Raw genomic sequence first — 20,670 nt, 5'->3', positions numbered from 1 at the left:
GGTCTGTCCCCCTTGCCCGCCGCACGGGATGGCAGCCGGGTCTTGCCCGGACATGCGCCCACCTGCAACCGAGGCCCGCACGCGGGGAACCGGGCCCCAAGGTCAACCGGAACGATAGGTTCCCCGAATCTTGCATTCGCACCAAGCGATCTTGCATAAGGGTATTGAAGTAAAAACGATTTTAAATTGATGGATTTCCCGCCTGATGGAACGAGTGCCCCCGAGATGACCGCGGCCGGAATGGAACGACCCCGCACGGGAACCGTGAAGATCGCGATTGCGGCCGGCGTGGCCCTGTTCCTTGCGGGTTGCTCCGAAGACAAGGGTCCGGCAGTGTCCTCCTCGCCCGACCAGGCCTGGGGGCCCGGCGGTCAGGGCGGCAACAATTTCGCCGTCTCGGGCGAGATCGGGACGCCCAGCCCGGACGAACTGGTCCGTTCGGGCAAGGCGCTGGACCTGCAGCAGCTGATCGACCTGGGCCAGCGCAGCCACCCCGCGACCCGCATCGCCTGGGAAGAGGCGCGGCAGGCCGCGGCGGCGCAGGGCATGGTCGAAGGCACCTTCCTGCCGTTGATCACCGCCAACGTCATCGGCGGTTACCAGGATCTGGTGACCCCGATCACCAACCTGCAAGGCGGGACCGACTATATCAGCACCCATTCGAATGCCGTGGTGCCGAACATCGCGCTGCAATGGCTGCTGTTCGACTTCGGCGAACGACAGGCCTGGCGCACTGCCGCCAAGCAGAATGCCTTTGCCGCCAACGTCGCCTTCAACGGCACGCACCAGACGCTGATCTACAACATCTCGCGCGCCTATTACGAATACGGCGCAGCCCAGCAGAACCTGTCCATCGCCGGGCAGAACCTGAGCAACAGCCAGAAGCTGCTGGAGGCGGCCGAAACACGCTATGCCAACGGTCTGGGGACGTCGATCGAGGTGGCGCAGGCCAAGCAGATCGTCGCGCAGGCGCGGTTCCGGCTGGTCGCCGCGCGCGACGGCGAAAGCGACAGCTATCAGGACCTGCTGGGCGCCGTCGGCGTGTCACCACGGTCGCAGCTGAAGGTGGACAACAGTGCCGCGCGCCGCCTGCCACGTGCACGGGCACTGCCCACGGACCAGCTGATCGAACAGGCACTGTCGCGCAGACCCGACGTGCTGGCCAGCTATGCCGGCGTGAAAGCCAGCGAGGCGAACGAGGTCGCGGCCGAAGCCGCGTTCCGGCCCAAGGTCTATCTGGGTGCGGTAGCGGCGGCGAACAACGGCCAGATCCAGACAGGGACCCTGCCCGGGGCAGAATTCCAGTCGACGACCACAGGTGTGGTCGTGGGTGCCTCGATCCCGATCTATGACGGCCGCATCCGCGAAAACCGCCGCAAGCAGGCGCAGGCCGCCACCGCGGCCGCAAGCGCCGCCCACGAGCAGACCGTCAATGCCGCCACGCGGGAAATCATCGTGGCGTCCAATTCGCTGCAGTCCTCGCTGGCCTCCTACGAGGCGGCGACCGCACTGCGGGCCGCCGCCCAGACGACCTATGATGCCGCGTTCGAGGCCTATGGCAACGGGCTGGGCACGCTGACCGACGTCTCGGCCGCCGAAAACGGTCTGCTGGACGCGCGGCTGGCGCAGGTCGATGCCCATACCGCCGCACTCATCGCGGCATCGACCCTGGCCTTTTCGCTGGGGAACATGACCTCTCGCGCCTCGCCGGCCCGGGCCATCCAGTAAACTTTTACCAAAGCAATACGCTCACCGTACCGAGGGACCCAAGATGTGCCAGATCTGCAGCAACGCCCACGCGATTGACCCCAAGGTCGGACTTTCCCCCTGTCTGTGCGGCGCGCCCCAGACTCAGGCCGCCTTCCGCCGTGTCGAGGCCGACCTGAGCAGACGTCAGATGCTGGGTGGAACAGCGGCCGTCATGGCCATGTTCGCCGGTTTCGGCCTGGCCCCGGGCGAGGTCCGCGCACAGGGCGCACAGCCCCCCGTCGTTCTGACCAACCTGCGCTTTTTCGACGGCGAGACGCTGGAGATCCAGGCCGGTCGCAACATCCTGGTCCAGGGCAACCGGATCGAGGCACTGATCCCCGCGGGCGACATCGTCGAGGGCGCGACCGTCATCGATTGCGGCGGACGCACCGTCATTCCGGGCCTGATCGACGCGCACTGGCACGCGACGCTGTGCGGCGTGACCGAACAGGCGGCGCTGATGGGTGACATCAACTTCGTCCAGCTGGTCGCGGGACAGCAGGCGGGCGCGACGCTGCTGCGTGGCTTTACCACCGTGCGGGACGTGGGCGGCCCGGCCTTCGGGCTGAAGATGGCCATCGACCGCGGCGTGATCCGGGGGCCGCGGATCTTCCCGTCCGGCGCAATGCTGACCCAGACCGGCGGGCATGGCGATTTCCGCCTGCTCAGCGCCCTCCCCCGGATGCCCGACACCCCCGCCGACCGGTTCGAAAAGGAAGGCGTGGCCCTGATCGCCGATGGCGATGCGATGGTCCTGCGCAAGACGCGCGAGCAGCTCATGAAGGGCGCCAGCCAGGTCAAGATCATGGCCGGGGGCGGCGTGACCTCGCTTTACGATCCGCTGGACAGCGTGCAGTTCTTCGAGGACGAGATGCGCACCGCCGTGAAGGCCGCAGCCGACTGGGGCACCTATGTTTGTGCCCATGTCTATACGTCCGAAGGCATCCAGCGCTGCCTGCGGGCCGGTGTCCGGTCGATCGAACACGGTCAGCTGGCGGACGAGGAAACCGTTCGCATGATGGCCGATGCCGGCGTGTGGTGGAGCATCCAGCCCTTCCTGAACGACGAGGACGCGAACCCCAAGACCGAGCCGTCCGCCCGGGCAAAACAGGAGCTGGTACAGGCCGGCACGGTAACAGCCTTCGAGATGGGCCGGCAGTACAACGTCAAGATGGCCTTCGGGACCGACATCCTGCTGAACCCGGCCGGCACGGCCTCGCAGGGGCGGCAGTTGTCGAAGTTGACCCGCTTCATGTCGCCGCTGGAGGCGCTGCGCATGGCCACCGGCAATGCGGGCGAACTGCTGGCGATGTCGGGCGAACGCGCGCCCTATCCCGGGCGGCTGGGCGTGATCCGGCCCGGCGCGATGGCGGACATGCTGGTGGTCGACGGCGACCCGGAAACCGGGCTGGACTGGCTGGGCGATCCGGCGTCCTCGCTGGCGCTGATCATGAAGGACGGCGCGGTCGTCCGGAATCAGCTGTAACCGAGCAAGCCCCCGCCCTTCGGGGCCGCGCGCCCTTGGTCCCGTGCCGGACGTCAGGCCCGATTTGAGACCGGGTCCGGCACGGTCCCGGCCGGTTGCGGCTGCTGGCCCAGGATCTCGGTCCGGCGGCTTTCCACCATCATCAGCACCGCCCCGATCAGGAAGCAGACCGCACCCAGAAGCAGGTGGAAATTCGCCAGGTCCGGGATCCAGCCGGGTTCCTTGCCCTTCGGCACAAAGGCCGCGATCCCGGCGACCATGAAGAAGACGCAGCCCAGGAAGTTGATGAAAACGATGTTCCAGTCCAGATCGCGGGGCTTCCATGACCACCAGCCATGGCTGGTCTCGACGAAGGCCAGATAGCCAGAGACAAGGAACAGCACCGATCCGATCATGCCGGGCACCCAGATCGTCAGGTCCTGCATGTACCATTCCGACGCCGGGTGGATGGCGTCGCCGGTGTTGAAGTTGAAGGCCACGGTGCCCGCGAACTGGGTGACGGTCGACAACCAGCCCAGCTCATGCGGCCGCCAGCCCAGGATCCGCAGCCGCTTCGGCGGCGTTGCCGGATCGGGCGAGAAATCGGTGCCGTTCGCCGCCTGGAAGTTCTGCAGGAACCCGGCGGTGGTGAAGGGGATCGATCCCATGAAGAAGACGATGGCGATCTGGAACGCGCTGAGCGGGTTCGGCACCAGCGACAGGATCGATCCCAGCGCGAAGAGGCATGACCCGATCGAAAAGGACAGGCCGGTCCACCAGTTGTACGCCGGCAGCTGCCAGAACGGCACCACCCTCTGGCCTGGATGGCGCAACAGCCCCTTGCGGTGCTGGCGCGCGCGCCAGAACACGTGCCGGCCATCCCGGTGATAGCTGCGGAAGGTGACGAACCGCCCCGCGCCCATGGTCTTCATGTGCATCATGACTGCGCCGGGACGGGGCCGGCTGGATACCGGTCGCCGCCCCATTCCGTTTCGTGCGTCAGTGGTGGAAGCCGGAAGCATCGGCCTCGGACAGGGGTTCCTTGCGCGGATGGGCCGCGACATGATCAAGGGCAGCCTTCATATCCTCGACCAGCAGGGCGCACAGGTCCTGGCTGACCCCGTTCCGCACCAGGATCCTCTGGATCGCGCGGTCCTGGCAGTTTGCCGGCAAGGTATAGGCAGGCACCTGCCAGCCGCGCACCCGCAGCCGGTCGGCCAGATCGAAGAGAGTGAAGCCCGGATCGGTGCCGTCCTTGATTTTCCAGGACACGGCCGGGATGCCGCGGGCCCGGTCACCATCGAAGACGATCTCGAACGGGCCCATGGCCGCGATCTCGTTCGCCAAGAAGGTGGCCGTGTCATAGCAGGCGCCGTGCACCTTTTCATAGCCTTCCCGGCCCAGCCGCAGGAAGTTGTAGTACTGGCACACGATCTGCCCGCCGGGACGCGAGAAGTTCAGCGCAATGTCCTTCATGTTGCCGCCCAGGTAGTTGACCCAGAAGATCATGCTTTCCGGCAGGTCTTTCTCTTCCCGCCACATGACCCAGCCCACACCCAGCGGCGCCAGGCCGAACTTGTGGCCCGAGGCGTTGATCGACCGGACGCGCGGCAGGCGGAAATCCCATTCCAGGTCGGGCGCGCAGAATGGCGCCAGGAACCCGCCCGAAGCCCCGTCTACATGGATCGGGATGTCCAGACCGGTGTCCTTTTCCAGCTGGTCCAGCGCATCGCTGACCGCCTTCACCGGCTCGAATTCACCGGTGAAGGTCACGCCCAGCGTCGGCACAACGCCGATTGTGTTCTCGTCGCAGTACTTCAGCGCCTCTTCCGGCGTCATCAGCAGACGGCCATCGTCCATCGGGATCTCGCGGTGTTCGATGTCCCAGTAGCGGGTAAACTTGTGCCAGCAGACCTGCACCGGGCCGGTGACCAGGTTCGGCTTGTCGATGGGCTTGCCCTCGGCCTTGCGCCTGGCCTCCCAGCGGCGCTTCATCGCCAGGCCGCCCAGCATCGCCGCCTCGCTTGATCCGGTGGTCGAACAGCCCGTTGCCGGGCCTTCGGGTGCGTTCCACAGGTCGGCCAGCATCCGCACGCAGCGCGCCTCGATCTCGGCGGTCTGCGGATACTCGTCCTTGTCGATCATGTTCTTGTCGATGCACGCATCCATCAACTCGTGGATCTCGGGCTCTTCCCAGGTCTGGCAGAAGGTGGCCAGGTTCTGGCGCGCGTTCCCGTCCAGCATCAACTCGTCCTTGACGGCGGTGAAGACGCGGCGCGGATTGCTTTCGGCTGCGGGGAACCGGGATTTCGGCAGGGCACGGGACAGTGTGGACGAGCCGTAGACTTCGTCGTCTTCGCTTGCGGAGATATCGGTCATGGGGCCTCTCGATGATGGGAAGGGTTGACTGGCGCCCACCGGCGCCGGTGGGCATCGCGGCGTCAGCTCTGGATCAGGCGGCCTTGGCCTGTTTCAGAATTTCGGTTGCATCGCCGGACAGGTTGTCCAGATGCGTAACCGGCAGGACGAACAGGCCCTTGGCCGCAGCCAGTTGGGCCAGATCGAAGCTGGCATAGTTCAGGCTGCGATAGGTGCGCAGGTAGAACCGCTTGCGGTCCAGGTCCGACAGGTTGGTCCAGCAGGTATATTCGGTGGCATAGGGTTCGTCCGCACCCTGCGACAGGCCCGCGACTTCCAGGTGCCCGCCGCCTTCGGTCGGATAGTCGATGGTCGCACCGCGGGGGCGGTCGAAATTGTTCATGATGTGCGCCAGCGTCAGCACCGCCATGTCCGGCGTATCCGCCTTTTCGGTGTAATGCGCATAGTATGCCGCCCGCACGAACCGCCCGACCGAGGTATTCGATGCGGGCAGGCCCGCCGTCGCGATCCCGGAATCGGGTTGCGAGGCCTTGTAGCTGCCGAAAGTACCGCTCGACTGATCCACATTCGTCAGGAAGGTGTAGTTGTCGAGGTTGGTCAGGTGCCACGGGAATTCCGGTCCGTTGGTCATAACGCCGACCGGGTTGTCGTAGGTCATCATCGTGCCCTTGTTGAACTCGATGACGAAACACGCGCCCGACGCATCGTGGACGACATAGTGGAACGGGGATTCGACACCGCCCAGCAGCTTCAGCGCCTCCAGAAGGACGGGCTGGGCGGCCAGCGCGTCCTTGACCTCGGCCACGGTGGCGAACTGGCCCAGGGCCCAGGTGCCCAGGTCGGATGCCGACAGCACCGCCTGCGTCGTCTCAACCTTGGCCTGGCTGCCGCCGGCGGCCGGATAGGACAAGAGGCTGAAGGTCAGGCCCTGATCGTTCATGCCTTCCAGCACCTTCAGGTCCTGATAGCCCAGCGGCGCTTCGGCCGTGGGCATCCGGCCCGGCATGGTCACCGCCAGGATTCCGTGAACGGACTTGTATTCAGTTGGCGCATGACCTTCGAGATGCGAGGCAAAGGGAAGGCCCGCCGGATAGTAGACAAGCTGATAAGGCAGGTCCGAAGTCAACTCCAGCGTTCTGCCGAAATAGACCTTGTTCGACGTGTCCAAATAGACAAGCGAGGTACACATTCCACTTCCCCTTAATTCCGGAAAAACTGCCTATCGTTTAGCAATCACTGGCAGAATTAGTATAGCAGCGGTTTTGTGAAAGCCACCCTTGGCAAGGCATGCGGCACCTTCGATTCCCTTGCGTGTACCTGCGGCACAAATTCCTGTCGCAAAGGCATGGTCACCTTCAGGTGGAAATCTCTCGTTCCATGTCCGACAGCCTCTGGACCACCTCCGGCTGCACCCGACGATCCAAACGGATCTCGCGGCACAGCCGGCCCAGGTCGGCCCGCATCGTGTCGTACCGCTGCAGCGTTGCGGCATCGGCGCGCTGGTGGCGGGGTTCGAAGGCGGCCATCGACAGCTTCTCCTCCAGCTCGGCCATGGTCTTGTAGACCTCGGCCGAGATATCGATGTCGGTCTCGCGTTCCGTGGCGGGCCGGGTTGCCAGCCCTTTCAGCTGCGCGATGGTGTCCGCCAGCTTCTCGCGGATTTCGCCCGCGATGCTGGCCGGCCAGAACTGGGTGAAGATGACATAGATCACAACGATGCCCAGCAGGATCCCCATGATCCGGTTGCCGGCCTGCGAGAAGTCGAAGCTGGGACCGAAGCCATTCAACGTGGTCAGCAGGAAGGCTAGCGCGATCTGCACACCGGCATAGGAAATCCGCTCGCTGCCCGACGCGACCCAGGCGCCGACCATGACCGCCAGGAAGACCAGGATCATCAGCCCGCCGACCGAGGTCAGCCAGGGCATGACGAACAGCAGCGCCGCACAGCCCATGGCCGCGCCGACCAGGCAGCCGACGATCCGCAAGGTCAGTTTCCTCACCGTCTCGCCCGTGGTGCCCAGAGCCGCAACATAGCAGGTGATCAGCGCGGTATGGATCCCGTCCCACTGGATGCCGGTATAGATCAGATAGCACAGCATCGCCGCCACCGAGGTTTTCAGCGCATAGCGCTGGTGGCGTGGGTTGGTGAAGGCATCGTGCGCGAACAGAACCTGCGCCGCGGGCTTTGGATCGGCCCCGCCGTCGTCCTGCGTCAGTCCGGTCAGCGCGTCGCGGATCGGGCCCGGCAGGGCTTCGTCCAGCGTAACCGCCGCTGGCACTTCCTTGCGGCGGACCTGCGCGGCGTAGTCCCGGATCTGTGGCGCCAACGCCGTCCGCTTGTCCGCGTCCATCGCGCCCGGCGGGACCTGCACGGCCAGGATCAGGCGATAGCTGCTCTCCAGCGCACCGTTCAGCCAGCGCGATTGCGCGCGGGGGACAAGATGCAGCAGGCGGACCAGCAGCATCTGTTGCAGCGACGGGTCATTGCCCTGGGCCAGAAGCTCCGGCATCGCGTGCGACGACCCCGGCGCCTCGACCTCGGCCGCCGCCGCGTCCAGCCGTGTGGCGATCAGGGAGCGCACATGGGTATGCGCGGGGATGCCCAGGAACAGGTTGAACAGCACCATCAGCGCCATCGGCATGCAGGCCATCTTCCACGCCGCCATCAGGCCCTTGTCGGCGATCTCGCCAATTGGCACGTCGGTGACCAGCGTCATGATGAAGGCCACGATCAGGCCGACGATAGCTGCCTGTTCGCCCAGGGGCGTTGTCGAACTGAGGAAGATGAAGACATAGGAGGCGCCGAACATGATCGCCAGCCGCAACACGGGGCTGTCGATGCTGAAGTTGATCACCGGGATCATCAGCAGCACGACGGTGGACGCGAGACCGATCAGACCGACGCCCATCAGGCAGTTCATCACCGCATCCGGCTTCATCAGGAAGATGATCAGGTAACAGCTGATCGACGCTTCCGGGATGTGATAGATCATCGCCGTGCCGGTCACGAGCGCGCACAGCAGCGCCACCCGCCAGGTCTGGCCCATGCGCCCTTCGAAGGGTTGCAGATCGGCCCAGGCCTGTTCCAGCAACCGCTGCAGCGGCGACGTCGCGGACCGCGCGCTAGCAGTCGTCATCGGTCTGGTGCACGGTCACCACGGCCGAGGCGCCGACCCGCATAAGGTCGGCCGGCGGATCGATAAGCGACACCCGCACCGGGAATCGCTGTTGCACCCGCACCCATTCCAGCGATTTCGGCACGATGGGCAGGGCCATGGGCAGGTTGATCAGGTCCTTCGAACTGACGCCCCAGCCGATGCTTTCGACCTTGCCGCGGATCAGCCGCCGGCGGTCCGACAGCACGAAGACCGTGGCGCAGTTGCCGGCCGTGATCTGCGGCAGGATGGTTTCGGTATAGTTCGCGTCGACATGCCAGTCGTCGTCCGGGATCAGCGTGAACAGCGGCGCCGCCGCCAGCACAACGTTGCCCGGCGCCACGGTCACCCCCACGACATAGCCGTCCCGCGGCGCCCGCAGCACGGTCTGTTCCAATTCGTGTTCGGCAATGGCCAGCGCCGCCTGCCGTGCGCGGATCAGCGCGTCGGCACCCTGTTCGTCGCCGACCAGTGCCTGCGCCGCATCCTGCTGGCGTAGCGCCTCGCGCAGGCTGACCTCGGCCCCGCGCTTCAGGGTACGGGCGTCGTCGACCTGCTGGGTCGACACAAATCCCTTCTGTTCCATCGGCAGAAGACGATCCAGCGACTGGGTCGCCAGTTCCAGGTTGGCCTGCGCCCGTTCCACCTGTTCGGCGGCGATGTCGGCATTGGCACGCTCGGCCTCTATGTTGCGGGCCTGGTCGCTGCCCGCGGCCAAGGCGATCTCCAGGTCCGCGCGGGCCTGCTCGACCGCCAGCACATAGGCAGCATCGTCCAGCTCGATCAGCACGTCGCCCTGCCGGACCATGCCGTTTTCCCGCACGTTCAGCACCTTGACCCGCCCCGGGACGGAGGTCGAGATCTGGATCACCTCGGCGCCGATAGAGGCGTCGTCGGACAAGGGGTTCATCTGGGAATGGCGATAGTTGCGTATGCCCAGCACCACGGCACCGGCGATGATGCCAAGGCTGAGCACGGCACCGGCAACGGCCGCAACGCGGGTAACGGTCTTGGATGGCATGAGCTCAGCGTCCGAAGAAAAGGGAAAGGATCAGGTAGGTCAGCGCCAGCGCCAGCGCAAAATAGGCCGGCACGCGCCAGCGCAGGATATCGTCCACGCGGGTCAGAACGAAGACCACGCGGATCAGGACGGTCAGAACGATTGCCGCGCCAAGGCTGATCAGCCAGGCCGGGAAATAGCTGCCGAACAGCGCCAGCGACGGCGCGGCAGCGTATCCCGCGGTCAGGAACAGGGGCAGCGTCATCGGGATCCTCTCGTCAAAAACCTGCGTACAGGCCAAGCATATGCGTGGTGATGAAGAAATAAAGCATCAGTCCGGTCAGATCGACGATCGTGGTCAGGGCGGGACCGGAGACCACCGCAGGATCCAGCCGCGCGGCGACCGCGCCCAATGGAAGGATCGCCCCGATCATCGTCGCGCTGACCACCTGCACCGCCAGTGCCGTGCCGATGGCAATCGCGATCTGGCCTATGGTCAGGCCCATCGGCACATCCTGGGGGTTCGAGATCAGCAGGACCTTGAGGTAGGCGAACAGGAACAGCGCCGCCGCCATCATCAGCGATACCCGCGCCTCGCGCCACAGGACCCTTGCCCAGCCGCGCATATCCACGATGCCACTGCCGATGGCCCGCGTCACGAGGCTGGAGGATTGTGTGCCCACGTTGCCACCGGTATCGGCGACCATCGGCATGTAAAGCGCCAGGATTACCAGCGCATCCAGCGCGTCCTCGTAGACATGCACCACATAGCCCGCAGCCAGTCCGGCAACCGCCAGGACAAGAACCCAGGGTGCGCGGCGCAGGAAGTCGGCCGTGATCGACATCGCGCCATAGTCGTCTTCGACAATCGGAATGACACCGGCAAAATCCTGTGCGTCGTCCTCGGCCTGACCCAGCAGGTGGCGATAGGCCCGGCGGGGCGTCACCACGCCCAGAAGCTTGCCCGCACCGTCCACGACGGGCAGCAGGGACAGATCCCGGTCCAGCATCAGTCGGGCTGCGTCCTCGGCATCCCAGTCGGCGCGGGCCACGGGCGGCCGAGCCGTCATCGCCCGGTCTACGGGTGCGTCTGCCGGGGCCTTCAGGCAGTCGCGCAACGTAGCAATCCCGACCAGCCGCCCGTCTTCCGCCAGAACGCAGATCACGGTCGGCTCGCCGGCGCTGCCCTCGGACATCAACGCGGTCGCCTCCGCACAGGTGGCCCCGATCGGAACGGTGCGCGGCTGCGGCAGGGCAAGTTCCAGGGCCGTATCCGGCAGGGGCTGGTCGGTCTCTGTACTGGTCATGAAGATACTCCGGTCTGTCCGCATGGCCAGTGGAACAGGAACTTGTCATTGCGATGTCGGGCACATGCCGAAAGTGCCCCCAGACCCGGTTTCTGACGTGTTCCGTTGTCGCAGGGCGCCGTCCGGCGTCAGGGAAGGGCCGAAATCGTCAGGAAAGCCCCGAAGATCACAAGGTGAATGCCCCCCTGCAGGACTGTGGTACGCCCCATGGCCAGGGACAGGGTGCTCATCAGAACCGACAGGACCAGCAGCACGATATGCTCGCCCTCCAGCCCAAGGATCAGCGTCTGGCCAAGCGCCACCGACAGCAGCGCCACGACCGGAATCGTCAGGCAGAGAGAGGCCAGCACCGACCCCAGCGCCAGGTTGAGGCTGGTCTGGATGTGATTGTTCATCGCCGCCCTGATCGAGGCGATGCCCTCGGGCATCAGGACGACCAGCGCGATGACGACGCCGACCAGCGCCTCGGGCAGGCCGATGGCGGCAATGCTGTCGCGCATCGGGTCGGCCAGCATCTCGGCCAGAAGGACGACGGCCAGCAGCGACAGCGGCAGCGCCACGATCGACAGGACCAGCGCTTTGCCTCTGGCCGGAGCCGCGTGGGCCTGTGGATCGACATCGTCCTGTTCCAGGAAATCGGCCTTGTGCGAGTACATCTGCACGAACAGGAACAGGCCATAAAGCAGGATCGACACGATCGCGACGAAGATCAGCTGCCCCGGTGCATAGACCGGGCCCGCCACGGCCTGGGTAAAGTTCGGCAGGATCAGGCCCAGGGCCGCCAGCGTGCCCAGCACGCCCAGGGCGGCGGTGGCGCTGTGGCCACGGAATTCCTGCATGTGATAGCGCAGGCCGCCGATCAGCAGGCACAGCCCGACGATCCCGTTCAGCACGATCATGATCGCAGCAAAGACCGTGTCCCGCGCCACGGCACTGTCGCCATCCGTATCGGACAGCAGCATCGACACGATCAGCGATACCTCGATCAGGGTGACCGACAGGGCCAGAAGGAAGGACCCGAAGGGTTGGCCGATCCGGTGGGCCAGAACCTCGGCATGGTGGACCGCGACGAAGACCGAAACGAACAGCAGCGGGACGGCAAACAGATACAGGATCGTCGGCGTATCGGCATGGAAGACGGTTTCCACCAACCCCCAGACGACCAGCCCGCCTATCGGGGCGAGAAGCGGCACCAACGACGGCTTGAGACCTTCGGTGTGCTGTGCAGATCTTGCAGTGGAGTGGGCCATGATGAAACTCCGCCGAGATTGGAACCTGAACGTACGCGCAGCCGGATCGTTTGGGGCCACACTATTGGCCATGAAGAACTTGCCGCCAAGTTTCAAGAACAAGAACCCTTGAGCAGCCCCAGATTGTGCAGGTGCGGCAGCCTCGACCGCCGCCGCCTCCCTTCAGCCCCTCAATCGCCGCTGTGGTAGGACGTTTCCGTATCGCGCGCGAAGATCCAGTAGACCGCAATCGTGTAGGCCAGGATCAGCGGCAGGGCGATGACCCCGGCCCAGACCAGGAACTTCAGCGAAGCTTCGGGCGCCGCGGCTTCGGCCACGGTCAGCTGGTAGGGGATCATGTAGGGCCACATCATCGTGCCCAGCGTCGCGAAGGCCGCCAGAAACAGCAGCGCGGTCAGCGCGAAGGGGAGCCATGTCCGGAGCGCCCGCGTGCTGTAGATCGCGCCCGCCAGTGCGCCCACGGCGATCAGGAGCAGAACGGCGTGCAATGCGTTGAAGCGGGCGGCAGTGTCGCGCAGACCGTCGCTGAAATCGACGGTCATCGCTGCAACGGTTGCAGCGCCCAGCACGACGAACAGGGCGATGCCCAGCCAGCGGATCCGCTCGGTCGCCCAGATGCGCAGGGCGCCCGGACACTTGATCCGCAGCCAGCCCGCGCCCAGCAGCGCATAGCCGATCACAAGGCCCACGCCGGTCAGCACCGGGAACGGATGCAGCCAGGTCAGGCTGGTGCCGGAAAACTGGCCGTCCGTGACCGGCAGACCCCGCATCAGCGCGCCCACCGCAGCGCCTTGCACGAAGGCCACGACGACCGATCCCAGGAAGAAGCCAACGTCCCACAGGCCACCCGGTTCGTCGCCCTGTTCGCGGAACTCGAACGCGATGCCGCGGAAGATCAGGCCGATCAGCATCAGAAGGACCGGAAGGTAGAAGGCACCCAGGAAAACCGCATAGACCGCCGGGAAAGCCGCAAACAGGCTGGCGCCGACGACGACCAGCCAGGTTTCGTTCCCGTCCCAGACCGGGGCAATGCTGCCGATCATGCGGTGGCGCATCTCCTTGTCGCGGGTGGTGCCGAACAGAATCCCGACCCCAAGGTCGAACCCGTCCAGGATGACATAGGCCAGGATCGAAAAGGCGATGACGCCGGCCCAGACCAGGGCGAGGGTGCTGGCTTCCATGGTCTCAGTCCCTTCCCTGCCGCCGGTCCGCATCGCCGGCAAAGGCCAGCGGGCGCGCGCCCGGTGCACCATCGACCGGCTGGACCGGCCCCATCGGCCCTGCCCGCAAGAGCTTGTAGATGTACCAGATCCCGAAGCTGACGAAGATGAAATAGACCAAGATGTAGAGGATCAGCGAGATCACGACATCCCCTGTCGTCAGCGACGGCGTGACCGCGTCGCTGGTTCGCAGCAGGCCGTAGACGACCCAAGGCTGGCGGCCGACTTCGGCCGTGTACCAGCCTGTCAGGACGGCGATGAATCCGCTGGGAAAGGCCAGGAAGGTGCCCCACAGGAACAGCCGGTTGCTTTCCAGCCGTCCCCGCAGGCGCAGGAGGTTCCCCAGCCACGAGATGCCCAGCATCAGAAGACCCATCCCCACCATGATGCGGAAGCCGAAGAACGGGATGACCACCGGGGGCCAGTCCTCCTCGGGGAAGGATTCCAGGCCCTTCATGGGCGCGTCCCAGCTGCCGGTGGCGATCAGGCTGCCGATGCCGGGGGTCTGGATGGCGAACAGGTTGCGCTTCTGTTCGCGGTCGGGCCAGGCGATCCAGACCTCGCTGCCCGGGGTCTCGTCCTCCCAGCGTGCCTCGATCGCGGCGAATTTTTCAGGCTGGTGCTCGTAGACGTAGAGACCCGCAAGGTGGCCAAAGAACATCTGGACCGGGATCAGCACCGCGGCCAGACCCAGGCCCCAGTGCAGCATGACGCGCGCTTCCTCGCGGTGGACATTGCGCAGGACGTACCAAGCGCCGGTCGCGGCCACGCACATGGCGGTGGTCAGGAAGGCCCCCAGCAGCATGTGGGGCCAGCGGATCATCATGATCGATCCCAGCACGATTTCCTTCCAATCGGTGGGGATGATCCTGCCGTCCACGATCTCGTAGCCCACGGGTACCTGCATCCAGGTGTTGTTGGCCAGGATCCAGAAGGACGAAAACATCGTGCCCAGCGTCACCATGCAGCAGGCGAACAGGTAGAACCCGGGCGAGACGCGTTGGCGGCCGACCAGCATCACGCCGAAGAATGTCGCCTCCAGCATGAAGGCGGTGAAGGATTCATAACCCAGAAGCGGGCCCTGGATGGATCCGGTCTTTTCGGCCAGAACGCTCCAGTTCGTGCCGAACTGGAAGGCCATGACGATCCCCGTCACGACCCCCATGGCGAAACTGACCGCAAAGATCCGCAGCCAGAAATCGAAGACCCGGCGATAGACCGGCTTGCCCGTGAAGAACCGCATGCCTTCGATGGTCGAAAGCCAGGCGGCAAGGCCGATGGTGAAAGCGGGAAAGATGATGTGAAAGCTGACGACGAATGCGAATTGCAGTCTCGACAGGATGACAGGATCGAATTCCACGGATCCTCCGAAATTTCTTTGTTCAAGACCGGCGACAACGTGAAATCTATTGTCGGGAAAAGGGCCGCGCGGATGTCTTCTGATAACCCTTTGTGCCCGCAAATCTCATTCCGAAGCAAGGCTTTCGGCACCGGACGCGACCGGGAACAGTACGGCCGGGGAATACCCACGCCCGTCGCGGACCGGCGCGGGGCCCCCACGGCCGGCCGGTCACTATTGGGCGCCTACCGTGCACCATGCACGCGGCGCATGCCGTCTTTCACTTTGTCTAAACACTTGCGGCGCGTATCTAGGAAATCAGCCGGTTCCGTACGGCCCGCTTCGCGATGGCAGCAGGCCGTGCCGGTGCGGGCCCGGGACCCAAGGCAGACAACCGGATCCGGACGGCGCCGCCGCCCGCGGGTCCACAACACCAGAGAACGGAGCCCGCGATGGCCGGAACCAGCTGTTCAGACTACATCACCGACGTTCTTGCCCAGATCGGCGTCACCCGCATGTGGGGCGTGACGGGCGACAGCCTTAACGGGATCAACGACAGCCTGCTGCGGCAAGGCAAGATCGAGTTCATGCATGTCCGTCACGAGGAGGCGGGCGCCTTTGCCGCCGGGGCCGAGGCCGCGGTGACCGGCAAGCTGGCGGTCTGCGCCGGCAGCTGCGGTCCGGGCAACCTGCATCTGATCAACGGTCTGTTCGACTGCCAGCGGAACCACGTGCCTGTGCTGGCCATCGCCTCGCACATCCCCTCAACCGAGATCGGCCTGCAGTATTTCCAGGAAACCCACCCGCAGGAGCTGTTCCGCGAGTGCAGTCATTACGTGGAACTGGTGTCGAATCCGGCGCAGCTGCCGCGCGTCCTGGAGACCGCGATCCGCACCGCGGTCGACAAGAAGGGCGTGGCGGTTATCGTGCTGCCGGGCGACGTATCGCTGAAGCCCGCCCCGTCGAAACCCGCGAAGATCAATTTCGCCAAGCCGCCCCGGATCGTCCCGGCCGATACCGACCTGGACCTGCTGGCCGATCTGCTGAACGATGCGGGTGCCGTGACCCTTCTGTGCGGCAGCGGCACCGCCGGCGCACATGACGAGGTGGTGGCCCTGGCCGACCTTCTGGGCGCGCCCTCGGTCCATGCGCTGCGCGGCAAGGAACATATCGAATGGGACAATCCCTTCGATGTCGGCATGACTGGGCTCATCGGCTTTTCCTCCGGCTATCACGCCATGGAAAACTGCGACACGCTGCTGATGCTGGGGACCGATTTCCCCTACCGGCCCTTCTATCCGGAAAAGGCCAAGGTCGCCCAGATCGATATCCGGCCCGAGGCCATCGGCCGCCGCCGTGCCGTGGATGTTGGGCTGGTGGGCGACGTGAAGTCGACCCTGACCGCGCTGATGCCAAGGTTGAAGCGCAAGGACGACCGGACCTTCCTGGACAATGCCAAGGCGCACTATGCCAAGGCGCGCAAAGGCCTGGACGACCTGGCCTATGCCGGCAAGGACGACCCGCTGATCCACCCCCAGCACCTGACCCGGCTGCTGAGCGAGCACGCGGCCGAGGACGCGATCTTTACCGCGGATGTGGGCACGCCCACGGTCTGGGCCGCGCGATACCTGAAGATGAACGGCAAGCGCCGGCTGCTGGGATCGTTCAACCATGGTTCCATGGCCAATGCGATGCCGCAGGCCCTCGGCGCGCAGGCGGCCTTTCCCGACCGGCAGGTCGTGTCTATGTCGGGCGACGGCGGTTTCACCATGCTGATGGGCGACGTGCTGTCGCTGCGCCAGCTGAAACTGCCGGTGAAGCTGGTGGTATACAACAACGGCACACTGGGCTTCGTCGCGATGGAGATGAAGGCCTCGGGCTATCTCGACGCCAATACCGATCTCGACAACCCGAACTTCGCCGCCATGGCCGAGGCGATCGGGATCAAGGGCATCCGGGTCGAACACCCCGACGCGCTGGAACAGGCGGTCAAGGACACGATGGCCCATGACGGGCCGGTGCTGCTGGATGTCCGCACCGCCAAGCAGGAACTGTCGATGCCGCCGTCGATCAAAATGGAACAGGCCAAGGGCTTCAGCCTGTTCGCGCTGAAGGCGGTGATGAGCGGCCGGGGCGACGAACTGGTCGAGATCGCGCGCACCAACCTGCGGCAGACGGGGCTGTTCGGGAAACGGTGATCGTTGCCCTGTCATCCCTGCTGCAGCCCGCGACGGCAGGGGCGCGGGATGCTGGCCTGGCCACGCGATCATGTCGCGTGGTCGAAACTGCGGCAGCAGGCCGGGGGATGGCCGTGACCCCGGCCTTTCGCCCCCGCCAACGCCTTGCCGGAAAAGGGCATGGAGACCGCCCGCGCAAGGCCTATCCCGTTGACTTCATGGCATTCCCCGATTTCGGGAAAAAGCATAGGTTTGTATGTTCGCCTTACTGGCGCGCCGCCCGGTGCTTCTATAGCGTGCATGTCAGAAAAGGGTCACGGCCGGTTCTGGTTCAGGCAAATCCATGATCCGGACCGAAGACACACGGCACATGGGAGGACACAGGCACAGATGACAGGGAACAGATCACGCGGTCCGGCCTTGCGCCGGATTGTCCTTCGCTGAACGGAATGGACCGGCCGCGCCGATGCCTAGCGCCGCTGGTCACGGTCACCGGCAGATTTTGCCGCCCGATGCACTGGAAAGGGACGACATGACGGACACTTCGGATACCCCTGCCCTGCTGGACCTGCCTGTCGGCCTGTCCGCCGAAGGCAAACGCCGCGAATTCGACAGCATGGGCGACGTGGAAGTCCCCGCCGACCGCTACTGGGGCGCACAGACCCAACGGTCGCTGCAGCACTTTTCCATCGGCGACGACAAGATGCCCAAGGCGGTCTATCACGCCTATGGCTATGTCAAGAAGGCCTGCGCGCTGGTCAACGCCAAGGCCGGCCGCCTGCCCGACTGGAAGCGCGACGCGATCATCCGGGCGGCGGACGAAACCATCAGGGGCGATCTGGACGATCATTATCCGCTGTACGTCTGGCAGACCGGGTCCGGCACGCAAAGCAACATGAACGTGAACGAGGTGATCTCCAACCGGGCGATTCAGCTGCTGGGGGGAACATTGGGCACGCAAAATCCCGTGGGCCCCAATGACGACGTGAACATGGGCCAGTCGTCGAACGACACCTTCCCCACCGCCATGCACATCGCCGCCGTCGACCAGATCGACGCGGTGCTGATCCCGCAGGTCACCGCGCTGGTCGAGTGCATCGAGAAGAAGGCCGATGGCTGGATGGACGTGGTCAAGATCGGCCGCACCCATCTGGAGGACGCCGTGCCCCTGACCGTGGGGCAGGAATGGCACGGCTGGGCCGGCCAGATCCGTGATGCCATCGCAGAGATCGAGGCGAGCCGAGGGGGCCTTTACAAGCTGGCGGTCGGCGGCACGGCGGTCGGCACCGGCCTGAACGCGCCCGCGGGCTTTGCCGCCGATGTCGCGGCCGAAATCGCGACGCTGACAGGCAAGCCCTTCATCACCGCGCCAAACAAGTTCACGGCGCAGGGTTCGCTCGACGCGATGGTCCGGGCCCATGGCGCGCTTCGGAACCTGGCCGTGGCGCTGATGAAGATCGCCAACGATATGCGCTGGCTGGCCTCGGGCCCGCGCTGCGGCTTTGCCGAACTGCTGCTGCCCAGCAACGAACCCGGGTCATCGATCATGCCGGGCAAGGTCAATCCCACGCAATGCGAAGCGATGGTGATGATCTGCATCCAGGTCATGGGCAACGACAGCACCGTCGCCATTTCCGGCAGCCAGGGCAATTTCGAACTGAATGCGATGCGTCCCGTCATCATCAACAACTTCCTGCATTCCGCCCGGATCCTTGCGGACGGGTGCGAGAAGTTCCGCGAATACTCGGTCGAAGGGACCGAGCTGAACCGCGACAAGATCCAGGCCTATGTCGACGGCAGCGTGATGCTGGTCACCGCGCTGTCGCCGGTCATCGGCTACCAGAACGCGGCCCATATCGCCGAAACCGCGATTGCCGAAGGGCTGACCCTGAAACAGGCGGCGCTGGCATCCGGTCACGTGGACGAGGAACTGTTCGACAAGACGGTCAATCCGCTGGGCATGGTGGGCAAGGGCCTGGCGGGCGCCTGATGGACCGGCAGGGCCAGATCGCCCACCTTGCCCTGCGCCTGGGCCGGCTGATGCTGGCCAATGGCGCAGGGGCAGAACGCGTGCAGGACGCGGTCACGGTCTTTGCCCGACGCCTTGGGCAGGACTGCCGGGTGATGGTCACCGCCGAAGGCCTGATCCTGACGGTGGAAGGTCCCGAAGGTTTTCACACGCGGATGGGCCATCACCTGAAGGGCATGGCCGTGAACATGGGCGTGCTGGCCGAACTTCAGCACATCCGCCGCGCCCCCTGGCCCGACGGGCCGGACCTTCGGGCGCTGGATGCCGCCTTCGACCGGGTGGAAAACCACGGGCACCACTATCCGCGGCTTTTGGTCATGGCCGGCATGGGGCTGACGGCGGCCGCACTGGCCCGCCTTTTCGGGGCGGACTGGGCGGTGGTGACGGTCTCGGTCCTGGTGGGCGTCGTCACACAGTTCCTGCGCCAGTGGATGAACGGCCGCGGGACGCATCCGCTGGCCATGTCGGCGATCGCGGCCTTCGGCGGCGGGCTGACCGGCGCGCTGGCGATGCGCGCCTTTCCCGAAGCAGCGCCGACGCTGGTCCTGGTGGCCGCGGGCATGATCCTTGTGCCCGGCGCGCCGCTGATCAACGGGGTCCGCGATCTGTTCGACAACCACGTGGCGCTTGGCCTGTCCCGCCTGACCATGGGGGCGGCCACCATCCTGGCCATCGCCTTCGGCCTGTTCCTGGCCGCCAGCCTGGCGGGCGACCAGATCCCCGTGGGCGGCACCCTGACCCTGCTGCCGGTGGCAGAGGATTTCCTGTTCTCCGCCCTGGCCGGCGTGGGTTTTGCGCTTTTGTTCAACGTGCCGCTCAGGGCCGCCTGGGCCTGCGTGCTGGCCGCGATGGTAGGCCATGGCCTCAGGACGCTGGTCCTGCATTACGGGCTGGACCTGGCCGCGGCCTCGCTGGTGGGGTCTTTCGCCGCCAGCCTGCTGGCCAGGGCCGCGGGCAGCCATTTCGACATGCCGCCCGTGGCCTTTGCCTTCCCGGGCGTCGTGGCGATGATCCCCGGTGCCTTCGGGTTCCGCGCCGGCATCGGCGGGCTGGCGATCATGAAGGCCGGGGCCGACGCGCCCCTGCCGCTGGTCGCGGAAACCGCGTCGCTGATGGTCACCGCGATCCTTGTCACCGCAGGTATCGCCATCGGCCTCTGCATGGCGCTGGCCCTGCCATCCCATCTGTTTCCAGGTCACAAAAGAGGTTCGGAATGATACGTTGCGTGCGCATGTGGACGGGCGAGGACGGAAACTCGCTGTTCGAGGAAGGCTTCATCGACATGAAGGATGGCATGCGCGGCGACGCCGTGGGCCTGCCTGTCCCGGCCAAGGAAGTATCGTTTCAGGAAACCAGTTCCGGCGGGTCCTTCGAATGGCACCAGGACCCGGTGCCGCGCTTCGTCATCACGCTGTCCGGCACGCTGGAATTCCAGGTGAAGTCGGGCGCGACCTTCATCATCAAGCCGGGCGACATCCTTCTGGCACAGGACAACGGCGGCAGCGGCCATACCTGGAAGCTGATCGGCGACGAACCCTGGCGGCGCGCCTATGTCGTCTATGAAGACGGCGTCGACCTGCAATTCAAACCGGCGGAGTGA

16 protein-coding genes are annotated in these 20,670 nt (G+C 65.4%); 6 read left to right on the top strand and 10 right to left on the bottom strand.

Annotation, left to right across the window (positions count from 1 at the left end):
• Positions 1-240 precede the first annotated feature (240 nt).
• Together FQK05_RS17765 and FQK05_RS17760 are read left to right on the top strand one after the other, a co-directional pair.
• Positions 241-1,728, top strand: coding sequence for a TolC family protein (locus FQK05_RS17765; RefSeq protein ID WP_158969336.1), 1,488 nt, complete (start codon positions 241-243; stop codon positions 1,726-1,728).
• Between the two features lie 169 nt (positions 1,729-1,897).
• Positions 1,898-3,235, top strand: a complete 1,338-nt coding sequence (locus FQK05_RS17760) for a metal-dependent hydrolase family protein (protein WP_233270560.1) — start codon at positions 1,898-1,900, stop codon at positions 3,233-3,235.
• Positions 3,236-3,288: 53 nt separating this feature from the next.
• Here the strand turns inward: FQK05_RS17760 and FQK05_RS17755 are convergent, their stop codons facing one another.
• The 10 genes from FQK05_RS17755 to FQK05_RS17710 form a co-directional block, all read right to left on the bottom strand.
• A complete protein-coding gene (locus FQK05_RS17755) occupies positions 3,289-4,155 on the bottom strand; it encodes a hypothetical protein (RefSeq protein ID WP_233270559.1) in 867 nt (288 codons plus the stop codon).
• A gap of 58 nt (positions 4,156-4,213) precedes the next feature.
• Entirely contained in the window at positions 4,214-5,593 is a 1,380-nt protein-coding gene (locus FQK05_RS17750; RefSeq protein WP_158969332.1) for a glutamate decarboxylase, read from the bottom strand.
• A gap of 73 nt (positions 5,594-5,666) precedes the next feature.
• Entirely contained in the window at positions 5,667-6,782 is a 1,116-nt protein-coding gene (locus FQK05_RS17745) for a linear amide C-N hydrolase (RefSeq protein WP_158969330.1), read from the bottom strand.
• A 166-nt stretch (positions 6,783-6,948) separates the two neighbouring features.
• Complete coding sequence (locus FQK05_RS17740; protein WP_158969328.1) at positions 6,949-8,730, bottom strand: FUSC family protein; 1,782 nt, start codon at positions 8,728-8,730, stop codon at positions 6,949-6,951.
• Positions 8,717-9,769 (bottom strand): multidrug transporter subunit MdtN, encoded by a 1,053-nt coding sequence (gene mdtN / locus FQK05_RS17735; protein WP_158969326.1) that lies wholly within the window; start codon positions 9,767-9,769, stop codon positions 8,717-8,719. The genes FQK05_RS17740 and mdtN overlap by 14 nt, the downstream gene beginning before the upstream one ends.
• Before the next feature lie 4 nt (positions 9,770-9,773).
• Complete coding sequence (locus tag FQK05_RS17730) at positions 9,774-10,013, bottom strand: YtcA family lipoprotein (protein WP_199252701.1); 240 nt, start codon at positions 10,011-10,013, stop codon at positions 9,774-9,776.
• 13 nt (positions 10,014-10,026) lie between these two features.
• Positions 10,027-11,055 carry a magnesium transporter gene (locus FQK05_RS17725; RefSeq protein ID WP_158969324.1) on the bottom strand — a complete coding sequence of 343 codons (1,029 nt, stop codon included), beginning with the start codon at positions 11,053-11,055 and terminating at the stop codon, positions 10,027-10,029.
• 128 nt (positions 11,056-11,183) lie between these two features.
• Positions 11,184-12,305 carry a calcium:proton antiporter gene (locus FQK05_RS17720; protein ID WP_158969322.1) on the bottom strand — a complete coding sequence of 374 codons (1,122 nt, stop codon included), beginning with the start codon at positions 12,303-12,305 and terminating at the stop codon, positions 11,184-11,186.
• A gap of 170 nt (positions 12,306-12,475) precedes the next feature.
• Positions 12,476-13,486, bottom strand: coding sequence for a cytochrome d ubiquinol oxidase subunit II (cydB, locus tag FQK05_RS17715; protein ID WP_158969320.1), 1,011 nt, complete (start codon positions 13,484-13,486; stop codon positions 12,476-12,478).
• 4 nt (positions 13,487-13,490) lie between these two features.
• Positions 13,491-14,885, bottom strand: a complete 1,395-nt coding sequence (locus tag FQK05_RS17710) for a cytochrome ubiquinol oxidase subunit I (RefSeq protein WP_158969318.1) — start codon at positions 14,883-14,885, stop codon at positions 13,491-13,493.
• A 431-nt stretch (positions 14,886-15,316) separates the two neighbouring features.
• On the opposite strand from FQK05_RS17710, the gene poxB reads away from it, so the two are divergent.
• The 4 genes from poxB to FQK05_RS17690 all read left to right on the top strand — a co-directional run bounded on the left by poxB (position 15,317) and on the right by FQK05_RS17690 (position 20,670).
• The gene (gene poxB / locus FQK05_RS17705) at positions 15,317-17,062 is read left to right on the top strand and encodes a ubiquinone-dependent pyruvate dehydrogenase (protein WP_158969316.1); all 1,746 of its coding nucleotides are present in this window, start codon (positions 15,317-15,319) and stop codon (positions 17,060-17,062) included.
• 511 nt (positions 17,063-17,573) lie between these two features.
• The gene (fumC, locus tag FQK05_RS17700) at positions 17,574-19,031 is read left to right on the top strand and encodes a class II fumarate hydratase (RefSeq protein ID WP_158969314.1); all 1,458 of its coding nucleotides are present in this window, start codon (positions 17,574-17,576) and stop codon (positions 19,029-19,031) included.
• Positions 19,031-20,287 (top strand): threonine/serine exporter family protein, encoded by a 1,257-nt coding sequence (locus FQK05_RS17695; RefSeq protein ID WP_158969312.1) that lies wholly within the window; start codon positions 19,031-19,033, stop codon positions 20,285-20,287. Before fumC ends, FQK05_RS17695 begins: the two co-directional genes overlap by 1 nt.
• Positions 20,284-20,670, top strand: a complete 387-nt coding sequence (locus FQK05_RS17690) for a cupin domain-containing protein (RefSeq protein WP_199252700.1) — start codon at positions 20,284-20,286, stop codon at positions 20,668-20,670. Before FQK05_RS17695 ends, FQK05_RS17690 begins: the two co-directional genes overlap by 4 nt.

The sequence above is a fragment of the Chachezhania sediminis genome (genome assembly GCF_009765275.1).
Taxonomy (GTDB): domain Bacteria; phylum Pseudomonadota; class Alphaproteobacteria; order Rhodobacterales; family Rhodobacteraceae; genus Chachezhania; species Chachezhania sediminis.
This window is presented reverse-complemented; position numbering and strand designations above follow the sequence as displayed.